This window comes from Thiomicrospira microaerophila (assembly GCF_023278225.1).
GTDB lineage: Bacteria > Pseudomonadota > Gammaproteobacteria > Thiomicrospirales > Thiomicrospiraceae > Thiomicrospira > Thiomicrospira microaerophila_A.
In genome coordinates this window covers 180,906-198,015 of the sequence record NZ_CP070959.1, presented here as the reverse complement: position 1 = coordinate 198,015, position 17,110 = coordinate 180,906, and the positions used below count along the sequence as shown (strand labels likewise).

Genomic DNA, 17,110 nt, shown 5'->3' with positions numbered 1-17,110 from the left:
CCTTTTATTTTAAGTATTAGGATTGGTGGCGATTGCTGACCATCCTGATTGAATTAGCTCATCTTGGTAAGCTAAAAGAGGTTTAGGGAGCACGCCATCCAAATGAAGCTGAACCATGCGGAGAACACTACCAAACGCCAGCGAAGCCGCAATCAGCAAATCCATTTGACGAACCACTCCCTGTTCAATGCCCTGCGCAATAACATCACGCAACAACATAAAAGGCTTTGAAGAGCATAAGCTCCCGGATTCAGGTAAAAAAGTTTGATGCCGTGCTAACAACATAAACGCCATCACTGATGGATAATCGATGCTAAATTGAAACAACCATTTAACTAACGCTTGATAACGCTCAAAGCAACCTGTATGGCTCTCAACAATTTGTTGTTCACGCCAGTAAACCTCTTCAGTTAAGCGCTGTACCAACGCTTCAGCTAAGCCTTGCTTGTCTCCAAAGTGCTTGTAGATACTACCGATGCTCACACCGGAATGGGCCACCAAATCTGGCACTGAGGTATTAAAATAACCCTTTTCAACAAACAGCTCCAGAGCCGAATTTAAAACCTTAACTTGAAGTTTAGAACCGTCTAGATGTTGAAAAAAATCCATTTTCATTAGAATAAACCATCAGTAGAATGAACCTTCATTCTAGTTCAAAACGCTGCACAGCGGCAAGCCGATCTTATGCAAAAACTATGAAACTTGAGCGCGACTACCCATAAGCAAAAAATTAAATTTGCATAAAAATATTTAATTGCCTATAATCCACTTGCTTTATCTCATGCTCTCTCATTAGTGACGACTTATTATCTCTGCCATCTATGCGCAGATTGATTTCGCTAGACCGAGGGCCATACGGAGCTCGGGAACTTTTAAATGGTTTTTAACCCATTTCTTACTTTCTTATTGCATTTATCCAGTGCTGATTTCTGCCTGTTAGGCGCGTGATCTTTTTCTGGAGTTCATGCCAGACAGCCGTTTTTCCGTTGAATGAGCCATAAGCATTTTTTAATGGTATAAAAAAGGAAAATCCCTATGAGCGAAACCACTGTAGATGTGACATTTGAAAGTTTTAATTTAATTCCCCAAGTTTTAAAAGCCCTGCAAGACGTCGGTTATGAAACCCCTTCACCGATTCAAGCTCAAGCCATTCCACCGATTTTAGAAGGTCGTGATATTTTAGGTATGGCACAAACCGGTACTGGTAAAACCGCGGCATTTGCTTTGCCATTATTGTCGCGTGTCGATGCCAAAAACACCAACCCACAAATTTTAGTTTTAGCGCCAACCCGTGAATTGGCGATCCAAGTCGCAGAGGCTTTCCAAAGCTTTGCTCACCACATTAAAGGCTTCCATGTACTCCCTATTTACGGTGGTCAGGAGTATGGTGGTCAGATTCGCGCGCTAAAACGTGGCGCACAGGTTGTGGTCGGTACACCGGGCCGCGTGATGGATCATATGCGCAAAGGTACGTTGAACCTCGACAACCTGCAAGCCTTAGTGTTGGATGAAGCCGATGAAATGTTACGCATGGGCTTTATTGATGACGTTGAGTGGGTATTGGAACAAACACCACAAGATCGTCAAATTGCACTCTTCTCAGCGACCATGCCAAAAGAAGTCCATAAGATTGCCAGCAAACATCTAAACAATCCGGTTGAAGTAATTATCAAACAAAAAACCGGCACTGCCTCAACCATCACCCAATCTTATTGGTTAGTTAGCGGTTTACATAAGCTCGATGCCTTGACGCGTATTTTAGAAGCCACCGAGTTTGATGGCATGATTATTTTCGTACGTACCAAAACCGCGACCATTGAGTTGGCGGAAAAATTGGAAGCTCGCGGTTATGCAGCGGCGGCATTAAATGGCGATATCGCACAAAATCACCGCGAACGTATCGTTGATCAACTCAAAAAAGGCAAGATCGATATTTTGATCGCGACCGACGTGGTGGCGCGTGGTTTGGACGTTGAACGGATTACCCATGTTATTAACTATGACATTCCGTATGATACTGAAAGCTATGTTCATCGTATCGGGCGTACTGGCCGTGCCGGACGTGAAGGTAATGCGATTTTATTTGTTGCGCCACGTGAGCGCCGTTTATTACAACAAATTGAACGTGCAACCAATAAAAAAATCGATATGCTGGAATTGCCTAGCACGCAGGACATCAATGACCAACGTGTTGAGAAATTCAAAGCGCGTATTACCGCTGCCTTAGAGGAAGAAGGCTTAGAGTTCTATCAGCAAATGATTGAAGATCTCCAGCAAGCCTCGAATGTGCCGGCATTAGAAATCGCGGCTGCACTGGCCAAATTAGTTCAGGGTGATGTGCCGTTCTTTATCGAAGACAAACCGGTACGTCAAGCGAGCTTCCGCGACGATGATCGTGGCTCACGTGATTTTGGGCGTGACCGTCCGGCGCGTGGTCGTAATGATCGTTTTGAACGCGGTGATCGTGCAGAGCGTGCGCCACGTCGTCCACGTGTGGATGGTCCACCCGAATCAGGTATGAAGCGCTACCGTATTAATGTCGGTTTTGCTAATGGTGTTAAGCCAGGCAATATTATTGGCGCGATTGCGAATGAAGCGAATATTGAAGGTTCATCGATTCGCCAATTGAATATTCAGGACAGCTTCAGTTTGGTGGATTTGCCTGCTGATTTATCCAAGGCACAATTAGCGACCCTAAAGAAAACCTGGATTTGTGGACAGCCTGCGGATTTAACCGAAGTGCGTGAAGGGGCTTCAGCCGGAGCAGGTAACCCACGTCCAAAGTTGAGCCGTAAACCAGCAGGAGCGCCTCGCGCTAAAAGATAGGTTAACCGCTTGTCTAAAAACAAAAAAGGAGCATTTCTGCTCCTTTTTTTGTATCAAAGCGACTATTTACTGAAGCTAATTTCGTTATCCAATTTTCGCTGATATTTAAAAGCGATCAGATTTTGAATCGTGGTTTCTGCAATATGCTCCAAAGCTTCGTGAGTAAAATAAGCTTGATGCCCAGTAACCAATACATTAGGAAAGGTTAACAAACGCTCAAATTTATCGTCGAGAATAATATCGTTAGAATGGTCTTCAAAAAATAACGCCCCCTCCTCCTCGTACACATCTAACCCAACATAACCAACCTTACGACTTTTTAACGCTTTGATTAAGGCACGAGTATCAATCAAGCCACCGCGACCTGTATTAATAAGCATCACATTGGCGCGCATTTGATCTAGTGCATCCTCATTAATCATGTTTTGTGTCTGACGAGTTAACGGGCAATGCAAAGAAATGATATGTGACTCTGCATACAACTGCTCTAATGGCACCTGCTTAAAGCCTTGTTCCTCGCAGCTTTTACATAAAAACGGATCATAAACCAAAATCTCACAACCAAAAGCTTTTAAGCGCTCGGCCACCAATAAACCAATTTTTCCTGCACCAATAATACCCACCGTTTTGCCATGAAAATCAAACCCCAGCAAACCGTTCAATGAGAAATTTCCCTCCCTAACTCGGTTGTAGGCTTTATACAATTTTCGGCTTAATGCCAGCATCAAACCGATGGTATGCTCTGCCACTGCATAGGGGGAGTAGGCAGGTACGCGCACAATTTTAATATCCAGTTTAGCCGCAGCTTCTAAATCAACATTATTAAATCCGGCACAGCGCAGGGCAACCAAGCGAATACCATATTCAGCTAATTTAGCCAAGGTTGCTTCGCCCAAGTCATCATTCACAAAGGCGCTGACCGCATCAAATCCTTGCGCATAATGAGCGGTTGCAATGTTTAACGGCACTTCAAAATAACTTAAGTCCACCTCATCATTATCGTAATGACGCAAGGCTTCTTTGTCATACGGCTTGGTACTAAATATCGCGACTTTCATATAAAACTCCACAGAATGAGATCACAACCAGCCCTGGTTGTTTTAATCCATTGTAAACTGAAACACCTGCCCTAGGGCCAAACCACCATCATTTATTGGCGTAGACTGTTGACTATACCAGCGGCGGTTAGCCAGTTTAAGGCTGAGTTGTTGCATCAGTGTGACGTTTTGAAATACGCCGCCACTTAAAACCAAAGGCTTATCCGGGTAGCGTTCGCTGACTTGAGCGACCGCGTTGACAAGCGCATTGAAAAACCGACTGACAATCCACCGAGTTTTGACGCCGTTAGCATAGTCTTGCCAAATGGCTTTAATCAGTTGATGGCTATCCCATCCCTGCTCGGACAGTGGCAAAGCATAAGCTTGCTGATGCTCGGAATCATAATAGGTTTCTAACAGCAAACCGCTTTGACCTTCATAATCCAGCTGGTGAACCAAGCCGAGTAAACTCGCCAGCCCATCAAACAAACGACCGACCGAGCTACTTAATGGGCTGTTTAAGCCGGTTTGATAAAGCTGATAAAGTTGGCGAAGTTCAGTTTGGGTAAACGCCTGGGTAGTCGGGCAATCGAGGTTTAGCACGGATTCTAAGGGCATCAAGCCAAATAACCAGGCCAGCGCAATCCGCCTGGGTTGTTTCATCGCCTGTTCGCCACCTAACAATCGAATCGGACGCAAACCAAACAAATGCTGATAGCCTTGACGATCAGCCAGCATGACCTCCCCGCCCCATAACTGACCCTGCTCACCATAGCCATTGCCATCCCACACCAGCCCGATGACCGGCTCATCCAGTTGGTATTCCGCCATCGTGGCTAACAGATGGGCATAGTGATGTTGTACAGCCTGCCAAGCGATGCCCTGCTGCTGGCTTTGTGTTTGCCCCCATTGGCTACTGACATAGTTTGGATGCAGATCGCCGATCAGTTTGCTGGCGCGCAGTTGATACAGATCAAGCCCGGTTTGAATCTGTTGCTCAAATCGCGCCTGTGCCGCCAAACTGCTCAGGTCGCCGCTATAAGGCATCAACATAATATGTTGTTCCAAGCCCAGGGCAACGGTACTTTTTTGTTGGCCTCCTAGCCCGACGCGGCCATTAAATTGGCCGTGAAAGCGCGCATCCAGCGGCAGGTATAACGGCGCAAGCCCGCGCCCCAATCGCAGGGTTTGATAATGCGGCTGATTAATGCATTGCACTACGGAGTCGTCAGAGGGATTCACAATCTCACGGTTGTGATCCAGTATTCCTGCAATCTTACCTGCAAATTGCTTTTGTACAACGGCGTTTTGGTAAAGAATCGGTTCGCCACTTCGGTTTGCACTGGTCACCACCAGCGGGACGGGCAGCTGTTCAAATAGCAAATAGTGCAACGGCGTATACGCCAGCATCACCCCCAAACGCCGGATATCCGGTGCAACCTGCTGGCTAATCATAGTATCAACATTCGGTTGTTTATCGATCAAAACAATCGGGCGCGCTTGATTTTCTAACCAGGCCTGGTTATGGGGGTTAATCTGAACCAGCGTTTTTGCCATATCAAGGTCGCGGCACAATAGCGCAAAAGGTTTGGCCGGACGCAGCTTGATTTGACGTAAGCGCGCGACAGCGGCAGTTTGCCGCGCATCACAAACCAGATGATAGCCGCCAACGCCTTTGATGGCGATGATTTCGCCGTCTAAAAGTAACTGCGCGGCTTGTGAAATCATCTCACTTTGGCTCAAGGCGGTGCTTTGCCAACCGCCGCGTGCGTCGGCTAATAACAGGTTTAATTGCGGGCTGCAGTCTGGGCAGGTGATGCCTTGACAATGAAACCGTCGGTTTTCGCTGGCCTGGTATTCCTGCTGGCAGGCCTGACAAGGGGGGAACCCATGCAGTGAGGTATGGGCGCGTTCAAACGGCAAGCGATGCGTGACTGAATAACGTGGGCCACAATCGCTGCATTGTATAAAGGCATCGTGATAACGCCGCGAGGCCGGGTCAAAGAGTTCGGCTAAACAGCTGGCACACACGCCACGATCCGGCAACATAGCCACCGCCATTAAGGAGGCTTGCTCAGGCGTATGTCGAATTTCAAAAACGCTTAGGTGAATCGGCGCGTGCGGCGTGACATCAAATTGATCAATCTGCGCCAAACTCGGTAAATCGGCTTCAAACGCGCAGCGAAATGCACTCAATTGTTGGCTTCCTGCTTGCAACACCAGCTCGACACCTTGCGGATGATTGACCACCCAACCGACGATGCCAAAACCCTGCGCGAGCCGCGCACTATAAGGGCGCATACCAACCCCTTGAACCCGCCCCGATAAAACCCAACGCTGACAAACTAACGATGACATATTAAAACCCTAAGAGAATAAATGGGGTCAGAGTAAAATTAAATCTACTAAAATCTAATTTTCACCCATTTAATTAGGTTAAATTATGACACGCCTTTAATGGCATTGGGTTAAGAATAACGTTATTTAATTTTACTCTGACCCCAATTATATATTTCCATGACCTCACGTTTAATCTTCTCAGTTAAATCTTGTACCTCTTTAGATAACATCCTATACTCGTCTGTAATTTGCTCTTGGCTTTTATTTGACAAGAAAAAAAGCTTGCTAGCTGCTTCTTGAATTAACTGAATTAAAGCGCTCTGTTTTTTAATATTATTTGCAGTTATCCAGCGTTCTATAGCTCCGCTCGAAAGGCCATAAAGCTCTTCACTCCATTCTGCAGAGTTTATAAGCAACAAAATATCTCTTTGTGCTGAAATGCGATTATTAAACTCACTCACAGAACACCTCTTTAGATAAGCAATCATCCATCCACTGTATAACTACTGGTGCAGCTGACCTGGCCGCCCTTACCTCCACTTCTGATATCGGATTACCATAACCTCTAGTGGACAAAATACGGGCACGCACTAAGATATCAAATATATCTCTTTCAATAGGTAGTTTCCTATCAATAAGTAATGGTGACAACCGAGAGAATATTGGTCTTCCCATACCAAGTGAAAAACAAGTAGCAAAGTTTCTAGTGGCAAGAAACATACAAGAAAGATTAAAAATCATACTATTACTCGATTTCATTAATGAGGTATGCGACTCTATAAATAGTTTTTGAAATTTGTTGCAATCGATAGTTGCATTTGTGTATTTCGATGGTTCTTGCAAGTCATTTAGGAAATTTCTTCCATCAGATGAATAAATTAAATTAGATTCCAAATGTAAATGCCATGAAAATGGATTTCCTTCATGCCATAGTTGTCTTATACGCTCATATGTATAAATAGAAAATTTATTTGGATCAATCGATTGATTAGGCTCAGACAGACATGCAAGTAAATCAATGTCTGATCCAGCATCAATCTCCCCCCGGCATATTGAACCAAATGCATATAAGTGCATACTCATCTTCGACTGAACCTTTTAACAAGAAGTGTCGTTAAAAGAGCAAACGAAACAAACTTGATTCCCGTAATTAATGAGAGGACTCCAGTAGTAAAGTTTTCAGGTGACAATATACCCAAAAATATAGCTGGCGACTGTACAAAACTTGACCAGTAAAAACCAACATTCAATAAGTTTCCGCTGGTGTTAGTGTCGTATACTGAAATAGAAACAAGAACAAGCAAAATGGTCCTTATAAATTTTAGTATGCTTTCGCCATTTCCCCATATAAAGTTAAGCACCCAAAATTCAATCCATTTTAAAAATTGTATTATCCCGCTAAAAACTCCTGGATATTTTTCTTTGTAGTAAGTTTCGCCTGATCTCCATGATTTATATAAATACACAGATGTTGCATCAAGCTCCACCATTATTGCTTTATTAACAGCTTTTGAATCACCTAATTGCTGATAATTCATTCGTAATGATCGAGAAAAGTGCATCCTAAGATTTTCTTCTCTAGGAGCCTCGCTTATTAAAATGTCATCATCTAACTGAGTACGCTCGAAGATTGCGTATCTAAAATCACAACCTCTAAAAGCTGTTTGATGAAAATTCGAACCAATAAACCTACACCCTGTAAAATTACAGGTATCAAAAACGCAATTATTAAAATAGCATCCATTAAATACACAGTGTTCGAACGAAACATTTTTGAATTTAATACCTTTAGCGTTTAATCTTTCTAACACCATATATTTAAATTCTTCTGGCCGGTCAAGAACATCTTCTTTTACATAATAATCAAGAACAACCTTTCGATTAGAGTTTTTATGTAAAAAATCAGGCGGGGTATTATTACTCATTCATTTAAACCTTGTAATATTAAATCTGATTTTAATATATGATCTAAGCACAAAATTATCTAGCATTTATTTAACCCGAATATTTCATAAAAAGAGGCAAAACTCGCTTAACTTGTTGATATAATTATGTTTCGACCAAGAAACGTTCGTAAACAACAAAAGCGAGTTCACCATGACTAACACTAAACCAAATATCCTGAGTTTTCCAGCAGTTAATGGCAAACCCCTCCATATAAACAGGGTAGTAAAAAGGGTCAGAGTAAAATTAAATCTGCTAAAATCTAGTTCCCACCCATTTCATTAGGTTTAGTTATGGCTCGCCCTAATCGCATTACGCCCTGCGGGGTTCCTGTCCATGTCATCCAACGCGGCAATAATCGACAGGTTGTTTTTGCTGACGAGTCTGATTTTAAAGCCTATTTGCATTGGCTTCAACAATATGCCGAGAAATATTCGGTTGCTATTCATGCTTGGTGTTTGATGACGAATCATGTCCATTTATTGTGTACCGCTCATGCTGATCTTGGCATTAGCCAAATGATGCAGGCGATTGGGCGGCAGTATGTTCGTTATTTTAATCATAAATATCAACGAACAGGAACCTTGTGGGAAGGGCGTTTTAAGTCTTGTTTAGTGGAAGCAGAACATTATTTGTTTGAACTTTACCGTTATATTGAGTTGAATCCAGTTCGTGCAAAGATGGTTAAGGACCCAGCTGATTACCCTTGGTCGAGTTATCAAGTGAATGCTTTGAATAAAGAGTCCCAATTGCAAACCCCTCACCCGCTCTATCTCGCTTTAGACCCTGAGCCAGAAATTCGTAAGACCGCTTATCAGAATTTGTTTCAGTCAGTATTGAATGAAAAAACAATCACTGACATTCGTCAATCTGTGAATAAAGGGCTGGCGATTGGCGGAGATTCTTTTAAAAAACAACTTGAAGCGCTAAGTGGTCGCAAACTCATCGAAAGTAAACGTGGCCGCCCTATTGGTTGGCGGAAAAATGAAGAAGCGATTTAATTTTACTCTGACCCCATTTATGGGTGATGGTGTGCGGCAATCTTAGCTGCAGACAAGGGTTGTGCAATCGGATGGGTCTGTACGCCCCAGTTCGCTAGGACTTCGCGGGCGGTGTCGGCCATTAACGGCATCGCCGCTTGCACCGGTTCGGATAAGACGAAGGTTACGCTTTCAATATCTTGTGGAATCATCGCCACTACCTCCAGTTCAAAATTTAAGCCTAATAATCTCGCCATATCCAAGGCTTGCAGTAACTCGATTTCATGCGCGGTTTTACGATAATCGCCAAGATTTTGTAACGCGGTCAGCGGCAAACGAAATACCGCCCCCGGCTCGGCAGAGGGGGTTGATAGGCTATCGAGAATCAGCAAGTGCGAGTAATCATGGAAATAATCTAGTAAATTAATCCCCAACGTGCCGCCATCAACAAAATCGAGCGCTGCTGAAAACCTAAAATTATGACGCAGATAGTGCATCGCGACTACGCCTAACCCCTCATCTTTAAACAGCAGATTGCCTAACCCCAGCACCGCTATTTTTGGCGCACAGACATCCACGCTATAAGCTCTTGGGTTGAATGCGGTATTCGGCTAGGGCTTGCCCCTGCGCATCAATCACATGCACCGCACAGGCTAAACAGGGGTCGAACGAATGCACCACCCTCAATACCTCCAATGGATTTTGCGGGTCAGCGAGGCGAATGCCAATCAGTGAGGCCTCATAGGGGCCGGGTTGATTTTGCCCATCTTTGGGTGAGGCATTCCAAGTGGTCGGCACCACCGCTTGATAGTTAGCCACCTTGGCGTCGTCAATGCGCACAAAATGCGCCAAGGTTCCACGCGGCACTTCAAAAATCCCTGCCCCTTGCGCACGGCTCGGCAGGTCTTCAAATACATAGCGTGTCCAGGTGGTTTCGTCATAATATTTTATGTTTTCAATCAACTCACTGGCGAAGGCAAAAATCGCATCACAGGTCAGTTCGGCCTCGATCGCGCGTGCGGCATTGCGCCCTATGGTGCTGGAAAAGTCGATGAGTTCTAACTCACAGGCCTGCATAAAGCTATCCATATAGGGCTTGATCAGCGGCGCATCGCGCAAATAGCCGATAATCATGCGTGCAGCGGGCCCGACTTCCATCGCTTTGCCTTGATAACGCGGCGATTTAATCCAGCTGTATTTGCCTTCGGTTTTTAGCGTGCCATCGTCATTCAAGTCAGTGTAATGCGGCTCAGTGGTTTGGTCATAGGGCGTGCGGGGTTCATTATCTTGATACCAAGAGCGTGCCGCTTCTTCAGTAATCTGGCTGGGGTCAAAATCGGCTAATTGGTCAAATTGATGGCCAAACACCACGCCTTGCGCAAACAGCGTTTGATCATTAAACAAGCGATAACCGCCGGCGCTCATAAAATGGCCGTGACCGCGACCCTCGCCGGCTTTGATCGAATCTCGGTAGGCGCTGACCAGCATTTTCATATCCGGCAGGTAGGCACGTTTGATGAACTCGCGGGCGTCTTTGATAATAAATAAATAATCATTCATCCGCTGCGGATTCAGCATATCCATCACGCTGGTAACCCCGCCCACGACTAGGTTTTGTGGATGGGGTGTTTTGCCAGCAAAAATTGCAATCGCCTTACTGATTTCGCGTTGAATCCGCAGGGCTTCGAGGTAATGGTGCATGTGGATCAGGTTTTGTTCCGCGCTAAACCGATAGGCGCTGTGCCCCCAATACCCATTGGCAAACAAGCCCAAACGGCCGGCTTGAACAAACTGCGTGAGCTTTTGTTGGCTGGCGGCTAAATCACTCTGGCTACATTGATAAGGATGGCTGTGCCAATCATGCGCCTGTTCGCTGGCTAATTTGGGGTCAGCGGATAAGGCACTGACCACATCGACATAATCCAACGAATGCAGATGATAATAATGCACCAGATGATCCTGCACAAACAACGCCAAGCTGACCAAGTTGCGCACGATTTCAGCATTTCGTGGAATTTCAATTTGGTAAGCCTGCTCAACCGCGCTAATCGACGCGCGATAATGCACATTGGTGCACACACCGCAAATTCGCTGGGCAATCAAACCGGTATCACGCGGGTCGCGACCTTTTAAAATGGTTTCAATCCCGCGAAATAACTGCCCGGACGCCCAGGCCTGGTTAACCACATTGTGTTCATCCAACTCGACTTCAATCCGTAAATGGCCTTCAATGCGTGTCACCGGATCAATCACAATTTTTTGTTTGGTAGCGCTACTCATTAAAAATCTCCCGTTGGCATCGCAATCACTTTGCGGTTATTCGCCAGCTCATCAAACGCGCGTTTTCCTTGGCCACAGGCAATGCAGCCGTGTCCGACCTGCACCGGCCAAGAGGTATTTTCGTTAAACTTTGCGAGTGAACAGTTAATATCGGCATAAGGTCCTTTGCAACCCATCTCAAACAAACACCAGCCTTTTTTTGCGCCCTCGTCGCCCCACTCCAACACAAATTCACCGGCATCATAATGCCCCCGGCGTTCGCAGTTGTCATGCACTCTTGGAGCATAAGCCCAAAGCGGACGATTTTTACTATCCAGCGCCGGCATTTCGCCGAGCATTAAATAATGCAACAAGGTGCCGACCACGTTAATCGGATTCACCGGACAACCCGGCAGATTAATAATATCATCACGCCCCAAGGCTTCCGCCACGCCGACCGCGCCGGTCGGATTCGGTTTGGCGGCCACCACGCCCCCATCTAACGCACAAGACCCCACCGCCATAATCGCCGCCGCCTTAGCCGCAACACGCTTTAACAGGGCTTCGCCGGTTTCCCCTTTGGGCCCGATGCGCAAATACTTGCCGTCCATCGCTAATGGAATCGCACCTTCAACAATCAACAAATAGTCGCCCGGGTATTGGTCAATGATTTCATCTAACCGTGTTTCAGAATGTGGGCCGGAAGCTGCCATGAGTAACTCGTGATAATCCAATGAGATAAACTTCAAAATCAACTCATCAATACTCGGATTCACCGTTTTAATAAACGCCTCCGAGTTACCACTGCAATCCGCCAACTCCAGCCAAATCACCGGCATTTTATTGAGTTGATAGACCCCTTGACGCACCAGGTCTTGATAGACTGGCGGAAACTCTAAATTCAGGGTCATCATGGATACCCAGCCGTTAAAATCTTTTACCTTATCAAACGCGGCCAAGGCCTGGTCGATTTCATGGCTGTCTATTGGCGTGTCGGGATGAAAACGATTAAACTTTTCCAATCGACGTTGAATTTTTTGTTGCTGTTCAGCCTGGCGCTGCTCGGCCTGTTGTTGCTTTTTACGCGCCACTTCAGCCGGATCCACCTCGGTGGACGCAATCAACGCCATCACCTCGTTTTTACAGCGACCACACACCCGCCCGGCTTGGCTATAGGGTTTTAACTCGGCAAAATCGGTCACCAAATTATCCGCAATCAGCTCAACCAATTCATTTTGATAGGCACCGACACAACTGCACACCAAACGCCCTTTTTCACTGACCAAGCGGCTAGTATAGAAAAACGCCGGATCGACCGCTTCATAGGCTTCCATTAAGCGTTTGACCGCCATCGCATCCACGTTAGTGTTCGCGCCAAAAAACCGCACTAACTTATCTTGGTTAACAATGTATTGGTCAATGCGTTGTGGATTATTCGCACGCAATAGAATCGTTTCATTTTGCGGATCATGCGGATTGTACTGCGGGGATGTGGCATCAATAAAATCAAATGCGCCGACTTTCAAACCATCAATCGACACTTGGCGTTGATACTGCGCCTCGCGTTCTGCAGCAGGGTTGGTTTTTAAGATATGCGCAATTGCGACGTCGGCCTGCTGTTGACAGTCACGCGCGTGACCGGCACAAAAACCGGTGGCTTCAATTTCAGCCGCTTCACCGACCGCATAAATAAACAAATCTTCGGTACGCATGTGTTGGTCCACCAACAGTCCGCGCTTTGCGCTCAGCACCTCACGCGCAAAATCAATATTCGGCTGAATACCAATACCAAAAATCACAAACGGGTTGTCTATTTGAAGTTTTTGAGTAATTAAGCGGGTAATCAGGCGACCATCAACCTGCTTATCCATAATTTGGTCGTTAAACGAAATCTGCACCCGTGGGTCAGCTTCAAAGGTGGCGCGCATCATCTCAACAATCGAGGCATCGACATCCGGCGCATACAGCGCATGATCGATCACTAACAAGGTAATCGCCTTGGGTTGCGGCATCCGAATCAGCGTATCCAATAACTCTAAGCCAATCGGCCCGGCGCCGACAATCACGACATGGCGATCTTCAAGGTTTTTGGCGATTTTAAAGCTATCATCCGCACTTCGAAAGGTAATCGCATTGTCAATCTGTGACAAATCAAACAAAGTGCGCGGTTGCGAGCCGCTGGCAATCACCAGATAATCATAGCCATAGGCCTGGTCGCCACAAAACACCTGTTTGGCTTGGCGATCAATTCGCGTGACCTTGTGATTTAATTTAAGCTGAACTTTCGGGTCTAAATCCAACGTAATATCTTCAAGCTGTGCAGTGCCTTCCACCAGATCACACAGATGAATACGATCATAGGGCGCATAGGCTTCTTTCGATAAAATCAAAATCTCGACCGTCGGGTCTTGGGCTAAAAATTGATTGGCAATATAATCCGCCGCAATGCCGCCGCCAATAATCACAATCTTCATCTTCTCGCCCCCTCAGGTTTTGTTTTAAATCAGCGCCGCTTAGCGCAGGGTTAATTGCATCAGCAGCAGGTCTTGGCCGGCAATGATCTTCACTTCACCGCTTTGACACTGCGGACAACGATAATCATGCGGCTGGGTTTCGCCCTCAAATCCACAATCGGCACAGTGCACCCGCACCGGTTGAACCTCAAGTTTTAATTCAGCCTGTTGACACCAGGGTTCAGCCAGTTTAAAGCAATCAAATGCACGTTCAAATAATTCAGGCTCGACCCCACTTAACACGCCGATTTGTACGACAATCTGTTCAACCTGCTCTGCCTGATGCTGCCTTAGATAGTCTGCGCACTGTGACATCAGCGCCTGAACCACAGAATATTCATGCATCGCCTTGTCCTAATGATAGAGTGAAAATTGATCAGAAAAGCGAAGTTTTGACTTAGTCTTGGTGACTTACCACATATTGTTTGGAATCTGCTTCAACGGCAGTCAAAATAGTCACAAAAGCTATTTTTAATCGCTGTGTATCTTGTTTTATTTAGAACACCATAAGACTTTTTAATAACATGCTTGTTAATAACAAAGGTTTTACGAATAATGAGTTTTGAATCTTTAGGTAGTCCACCTAGCTCAAAATCTACATTACTTAACAGAACCTCATCTTGATGGCGAACGGGTTGGGCGCTTACGGGAATCCCCACAAAATCTTCAAAGGGTAAATTATCTTTAAACACCAACACAGGACTACTTTTTACACCGAGTCCATCGCTAAAGATAAACTCACACAAAACGATTTCACCACAGACTATTTCCATACTTCGTCCTCTTCCGGTAATAACCAATCCGAAACCTGCTGTGCAGAGTGATTTGAGAAGGCCTGAGTTTCTTGAGCATCTTGATGCTGATTATACTTTTGCTTTAAAAAATAAAAGAAATCTAATAATTCCTGCTGCGCTTGCTCAGGCAAGCTTTGCCACTCTGTTACTGTTATACTTCGCATTTTTTATTCCCTACCCAACATTAATAGTTAAGTTAAATGCTACTCGATTCAGCCCTGAAGTCAAATATTTACCTATTCTGCTTGGGATACTTGAGATACTTAAAGCCAGGTTTTAACATATCCTTGGCAGGAGTTCGCCGTTGGGCCAGTGGAGTCGCCGTTGGGTGCCCCAAGCGGTTTGGATGATGACTTGACCGGGTTGATGTTGGTTCACTTCACCGATGTGCGCTGCGTTTTGGCTGATGTCAAACTGCCGCAAAACCCTTAGCGCTGCCTCGGCTTGATCAGCCGGCAAAGCGATGACCATCCTGCCTTCGTTGGCGAGGTCATAGGCTTCAAACCCTAACAATTCACACAAACCTTGCACCGGCTCACAAATGGGCAGTTGACTTTCTTCGATGGCCAAGCCAAGACCGCTGGCTTGCGCCCATTCGTTGAGCACGGTGGCGAGACCGCCACGTGTCGCATCGCGCAAGGCATGCAGTTCAATCCCAGCGTTCAATAAGGCCTCGACCAACGGCCATAACAAAGCACAATCTGTTTGCAGGTCACTGTTTAAATCCAGCCCGCCGCGTGCAGCCATAATCACCGCGCCGTGGCGACCCAAGTCACCGGAGACAATCAGCGCATCACCGGGTTGAATCCGGTTTAATGCCGGTGGATGGTTTGTTTGAACGGCGCCGATGCCGGAGGTATTAATAAACAATTTATCAACCGCGCCTTTCGGCACCACCTTGGTGTCGCCACAGACCAACTGACAATCTGCTTCAGCGATTGCCTGCGCCATTGAGGCCACGATGCGTTCTAAATCGGCATAAGCTAAGCCTTCTTCGATGATAAAACCGGCGCTAAGATAACCAGGCCTGGCGGTGCGCATCGCTAAATCGTTGAGCGTACCGATTACCGCTAGTTTGCCGATATCACCGCCTTGAAAAAACAGTGGATTCACGGTGTAGCTGTCGGTAGTAAAAGCGGTTTGGCCCTGGCATTCAATCAGCGCGGCATCTTCCGCTTGCGCTAAAATCGGGTTATTAAAATGGCGATAAAATAGGTTCTGGATCAGTGTTTGGCTTTCTAACCCACCGCCGCCTTGGCTAAGTTGTATCGATTTCATACTCGAACCTCGGGGGTTTGTTTGGCATAGCGATAATAGGCATGGCAGGCGCCTTCACTCGATACCATGCAACTGCCAAGCGGGTGCTGTGGGTCACAGCCTCGGGCGAAGACTTTGCACTCATGGGGTTTGGCGCGACCGCGTAAAATATCACCACAGATACAGCGCTTATGATCATCAATCGGTGTGTGCGACAGTAAATCGGCAAACGCTATTTCGGCATCAAACGCTTGCCAGTCGGGTTTAAGTTGTAATCCACTGCGTGGAATATCGCCTAAACCTCGCCAACGAAAATGGGCGCGGGGCTGAAAAAACTGTTCGATTAAGGCCTGGGCTTTTAGGTTGCCTTGCCAGTTTACCGCCCGACTGTATTGCACCTCCAGCGCGGGTTGATTGCTTAGATATTGATCAAGCAGTTGCAAAATACTTTGCAACAGATCAACCGGCTCAAACCCACTGACGACGATCGGGATGTTATAGGTCTCTAACAGGGATTGATAAATTTTTGCACCGCTGATGACGCTGACATGTGAAGGCGCAATCAGCGCATCAATGTGGCAGGGCTGTTCGGCTAACAAGGCGGACACCGCCGGAGGGACTAGCACATGGTTGATGTGAAAAAACACATTGGTGAGTCGCAGCGCGATCACCTGCGCCAGCAGTGCGGCGGTCATGGGTGTGGTAGTTTCAAAGCCGATGGCAAAAAAGATAACCTGTTTGTCAGGGTTCTGTTGAGCGATTTTTAGGGTTTCTAACGGTGAATAAACCGCATGAACTGCCGCGCCCTGCGCGCGCGCTTGTGCCAACGATCCTTTTGAACCCGGTACCCGCAGCATATCACCCAGCGTGACTAAGATATGATTAGGCGCAAACGCCAAGGCGATGGCTTGGTCAATCCGTTCCTTTGGCATAATGCAGACAGGACAGCCCGGGCCATGAATAAATTCAATCTGCTTGGGGAGTAACTGCGGCAAGGCATAGCGCATAATGCTGTGGGTGTGACCGCCACAGACTTCCATAATCCGCAGTGGTTGACTTAAACCTTCGGCGCGTTGTTGAATTTTTTCCGCCAGCGCGCTGAGTGTGGCCGGATCACGAAAGCCGTCAAACAGGTCTTTGAGTTGTATTGCCATCATTAA

The 17,110-nt window shown here is 46.3% G+C and carries 16 protein-coding genes; 2 read left to right on the top strand and 14 right to left on the bottom strand.

Features of this window, described 5'->3' with window-relative positions; all coding sequences use genetic code 11:
* Window positions 1-9 precede the first annotated feature (9 nt).
* Window positions 10-615 carry a TetR/AcrR family transcriptional regulator gene (locus JX580_RS00985; protein ID WP_248850948.1) on the bottom strand — a complete coding sequence of 202 codons (606 nt, stop codon included), beginning with the start codon at window positions 613-615 and terminating at the stop codon, window positions 10-12.
* Window positions 616-1,035: 420 nt separating this feature from the next.
* Here JX580_RS00985 and JX580_RS00980 point away from each other — a divergent pair, with 420 nt between their 5' ends.
* Entirely contained in the window at window positions 1,036-2,826 is a 1,791-nt protein-coding gene (locus tag JX580_RS00980; RefSeq protein ID WP_248850947.1) for a DEAD/DEAH box helicase, read from the top strand.
* A gap of 62 nt (window positions 2,827-2,888) precedes the next feature.
* Here JX580_RS00980 and JX580_RS00975 read toward each other — a convergent pair whose 3' ends face one another.
* The 5 genes from JX580_RS00975 to JX580_RS00955 form a co-directional block, all read right to left on the bottom strand.
* A complete protein-coding gene (locus tag JX580_RS00975; protein ID WP_248850946.1) occupies window positions 2,889-3,884 on the bottom strand; it encodes a 2-hydroxyacid dehydrogenase in 996 nt (331 codons plus the stop codon).
* Between the two features lie 42 nt (window positions 3,885-3,926).
* On the bottom strand, window positions 3,927-6,221 hold the full coding sequence (gene hypF / locus JX580_RS00970; RefSeq protein ID WP_248850945.1) for a carbamoyltransferase HypF: 2,295 nt from the start codon (window positions 6,219-6,221) through the stop codon (window positions 3,927-3,929).
* Window positions 6,222-6,343: 122 nt separating this feature from the next.
* Window positions 6,344-6,664, bottom strand: coding sequence for a hypothetical protein (locus JX580_RS00965; protein ID WP_248850944.1), 321 nt, complete (start codon window positions 6,662-6,664; stop codon window positions 6,344-6,346).
* Window positions 6,657-7,286, bottom strand: coding sequence for a nucleotidyltransferase domain-containing protein (locus JX580_RS00960; RefSeq protein ID WP_248850943.1), 630 nt, complete (start codon window positions 7,284-7,286; stop codon window positions 6,657-6,659). The genes JX580_RS00965 and JX580_RS00960 overlap by 8 nt, the downstream gene beginning before the upstream one ends.
* Complete coding sequence (locus JX580_RS00955) at window positions 7,283-8,128, bottom strand: pentapeptide repeat-containing protein (RefSeq protein ID WP_248850942.1); 846 nt, start codon at window positions 8,126-8,128, stop codon at window positions 7,283-7,285. The genes JX580_RS00960 and JX580_RS00955 overlap by 4 nt, the downstream gene beginning before the upstream one ends.
* Before the next feature lie 312 nt (window positions 8,129-8,440).
* On the opposite strand from JX580_RS00955, the gene JX580_RS00950 reads away from it, so the two are divergent.
* A complete protein-coding gene (locus tag JX580_RS00950; protein ID WP_248850941.1) occupies window positions 8,441-9,148 on the top strand; it encodes a transposase in 708 nt (235 codons plus the stop codon).
* Between the two features lie 17 nt (window positions 9,149-9,165).
* Here JX580_RS00950 and JX580_RS00945 read toward each other — a convergent pair whose 3' ends face one another.
* The 8 genes from JX580_RS00945 to hypD form a co-directional block, all read right to left on the bottom strand.
* The gene (locus tag JX580_RS00945; protein ID WP_248850940.1) at window positions 9,166-9,705 is read right to left on the bottom strand and encodes a HyaD/HybD family hydrogenase maturation endopeptidase; all 540 of its coding nucleotides are present in this window, start codon (window positions 9,703-9,705) and stop codon (window positions 9,166-9,168) included.
* A 1-nt stretch (window position 9,706) separates the two neighbouring features.
* Window positions 9,707-11,407, bottom strand: coding sequence for a nickel-dependent hydrogenase large subunit (locus JX580_RS00940; protein ID WP_248850939.1), 1,701 nt, complete (start codon window positions 11,405-11,407; stop codon window positions 9,707-9,709).
* A complete protein-coding gene (locus tag JX580_RS00935) occupies window positions 11,407-13,860 on the bottom strand; it encodes a hydrogenase small subunit (RefSeq protein WP_248850938.1) in 2,454 nt (817 codons plus the stop codon). Before JX580_RS00935 ends, JX580_RS00940 begins: the two co-directional genes overlap by 1 nt.
* 39 nt (window positions 13,861-13,899) lie before the next feature.
* Entirely contained in the window at window positions 13,900-14,244 is a 345-nt protein-coding gene (locus JX580_RS00930; protein WP_248850937.1) for a hydrogenase maturation nickel metallochaperone HypA, read from the bottom strand.
* Window positions 14,245-14,336: 92 nt separating this feature from the next.
* The gene (locus JX580_RS00925; protein ID WP_248850936.1) at window positions 14,337-14,672 is read right to left on the bottom strand and encodes a type II toxin-antitoxin system PemK/MazF family toxin; all 336 of its coding nucleotides are present in this window, start codon (window positions 14,670-14,672) and stop codon (window positions 14,337-14,339) included.
* Entirely contained in the window at window positions 14,663-14,857 is a 195-nt protein-coding gene (locus tag JX580_RS00920; protein ID WP_248850935.1) for a DUF2281 domain-containing protein, read from the bottom strand. The genes JX580_RS00925 and JX580_RS00920 overlap by 10 nt, the downstream gene beginning before the upstream one ends.
* A 112-nt stretch (window positions 14,858-14,969) precedes the next feature.
* Window positions 14,970-15,971: a hydrogenase expression/formation protein HypE gene (gene hypE / locus JX580_RS00915; RefSeq protein WP_248850934.1), complete on the bottom strand. Its 1,002-nt coding sequence runs from the start codon at window positions 15,969-15,971 to the stop codon at window positions 14,970-14,972.
* On the bottom strand, window positions 15,968-17,107 hold the full coding sequence (gene hypD, locus JX580_RS00910; RefSeq protein WP_248850933.1) for a hydrogenase formation protein HypD: 1,140 nt from the start codon (window positions 17,105-17,107) through the stop codon (window positions 15,968-15,970). The genes hypE and hypD overlap by 4 nt, the downstream gene beginning before the upstream one ends.
* Window positions 17,108-17,110: the final 3 nt, after the last annotated feature.

Coding starts and splice junctions, on each gene's coding strand:
- JX580_RS00960 (WP_248850943.1), bottom strand. CDS start 7,286: ATGAGTATGCACTTATATGCATTTGGTTCAATATGCCGGGGGGAGATT.
- hypF (WP_248850945.1), bottom strand. CDS start 6,221: ATGTCATCGTTAGTTTGTCAGCGTTGGGTTTTATCGGGGCGGGTTCAA.
- JX580_RS00985 (WP_248850948.1), bottom strand. CDS start 615: ATGAAAATGGATTTTTTTCAACATCTAGACGGTTCTAAACTTCAAGTT.
- JX580_RS00925 (WP_248850936.1), bottom strand. CDS start 14,672: ATGGAAATAGTCTGTGGTGAAATCGTTTTGTGTGAGTTTATCTTTAGC.
- JX580_RS00935 (WP_248850938.1), bottom strand. CDS start 13,860: ATGAAGATTGTGATTATTGGCGGCGGCATTGCGGCGGATTATATTGCC.
- JX580_RS00955 (WP_248850942.1), bottom strand. CDS start 8,128: ATGAGTAATAATACCCCGCCTGATTTTTTACATAAAAACTCTAATCGA.
- hypD (WP_248850933.1), bottom strand. CDS start 17,107: ATGATGGCAATACAACTCAAAGACCTGTTTGACGGCTTTCGTGATCCG.
- JX580_RS00980 (WP_248850947.1), top strand. CDS start 1,036: ATGAGCGAAACCACTGTAGATGTGACATTTGAAAGTTTTAATTTAATT.
- JX580_RS00930 (WP_248850937.1), bottom strand. CDS start 14,244: ATGCATGAATATTCTGTGGTTCAGGCGCTGATGTCACAGTGCGCAGAC.
- hypE (WP_248850934.1), bottom strand. CDS start 15,971: ATGAAATCGATACAACTTAGCCAAGGCGGCGGTGGGTTAGAAAGCCAA.
- JX580_RS00950 (WP_248850941.1), top strand. CDS start 8,441: ATGGCTCGCCCTAATCGCATTACGCCCTGCGGGGTTCCTGTCCATGTC.
- JX580_RS00940 (WP_248850939.1), bottom strand. CDS start 11,407: ATGAGTAGCGCTACCAAACAAAAAATTGTGATTGATCCGGTGACACGC.
- JX580_RS00975 (WP_248850946.1), bottom strand. CDS start 3,884: ATGAAAGTCGCGATATTTAGTACCAAGCCGTATGACAAAGAAGCCTTG.
- JX580_RS00920 (WP_248850935.1), bottom strand. CDS start 14,857: ATGCGAAGTATAACAGTAACAGAGTGGCAAAGCTTGCCTGAGCAAGCG.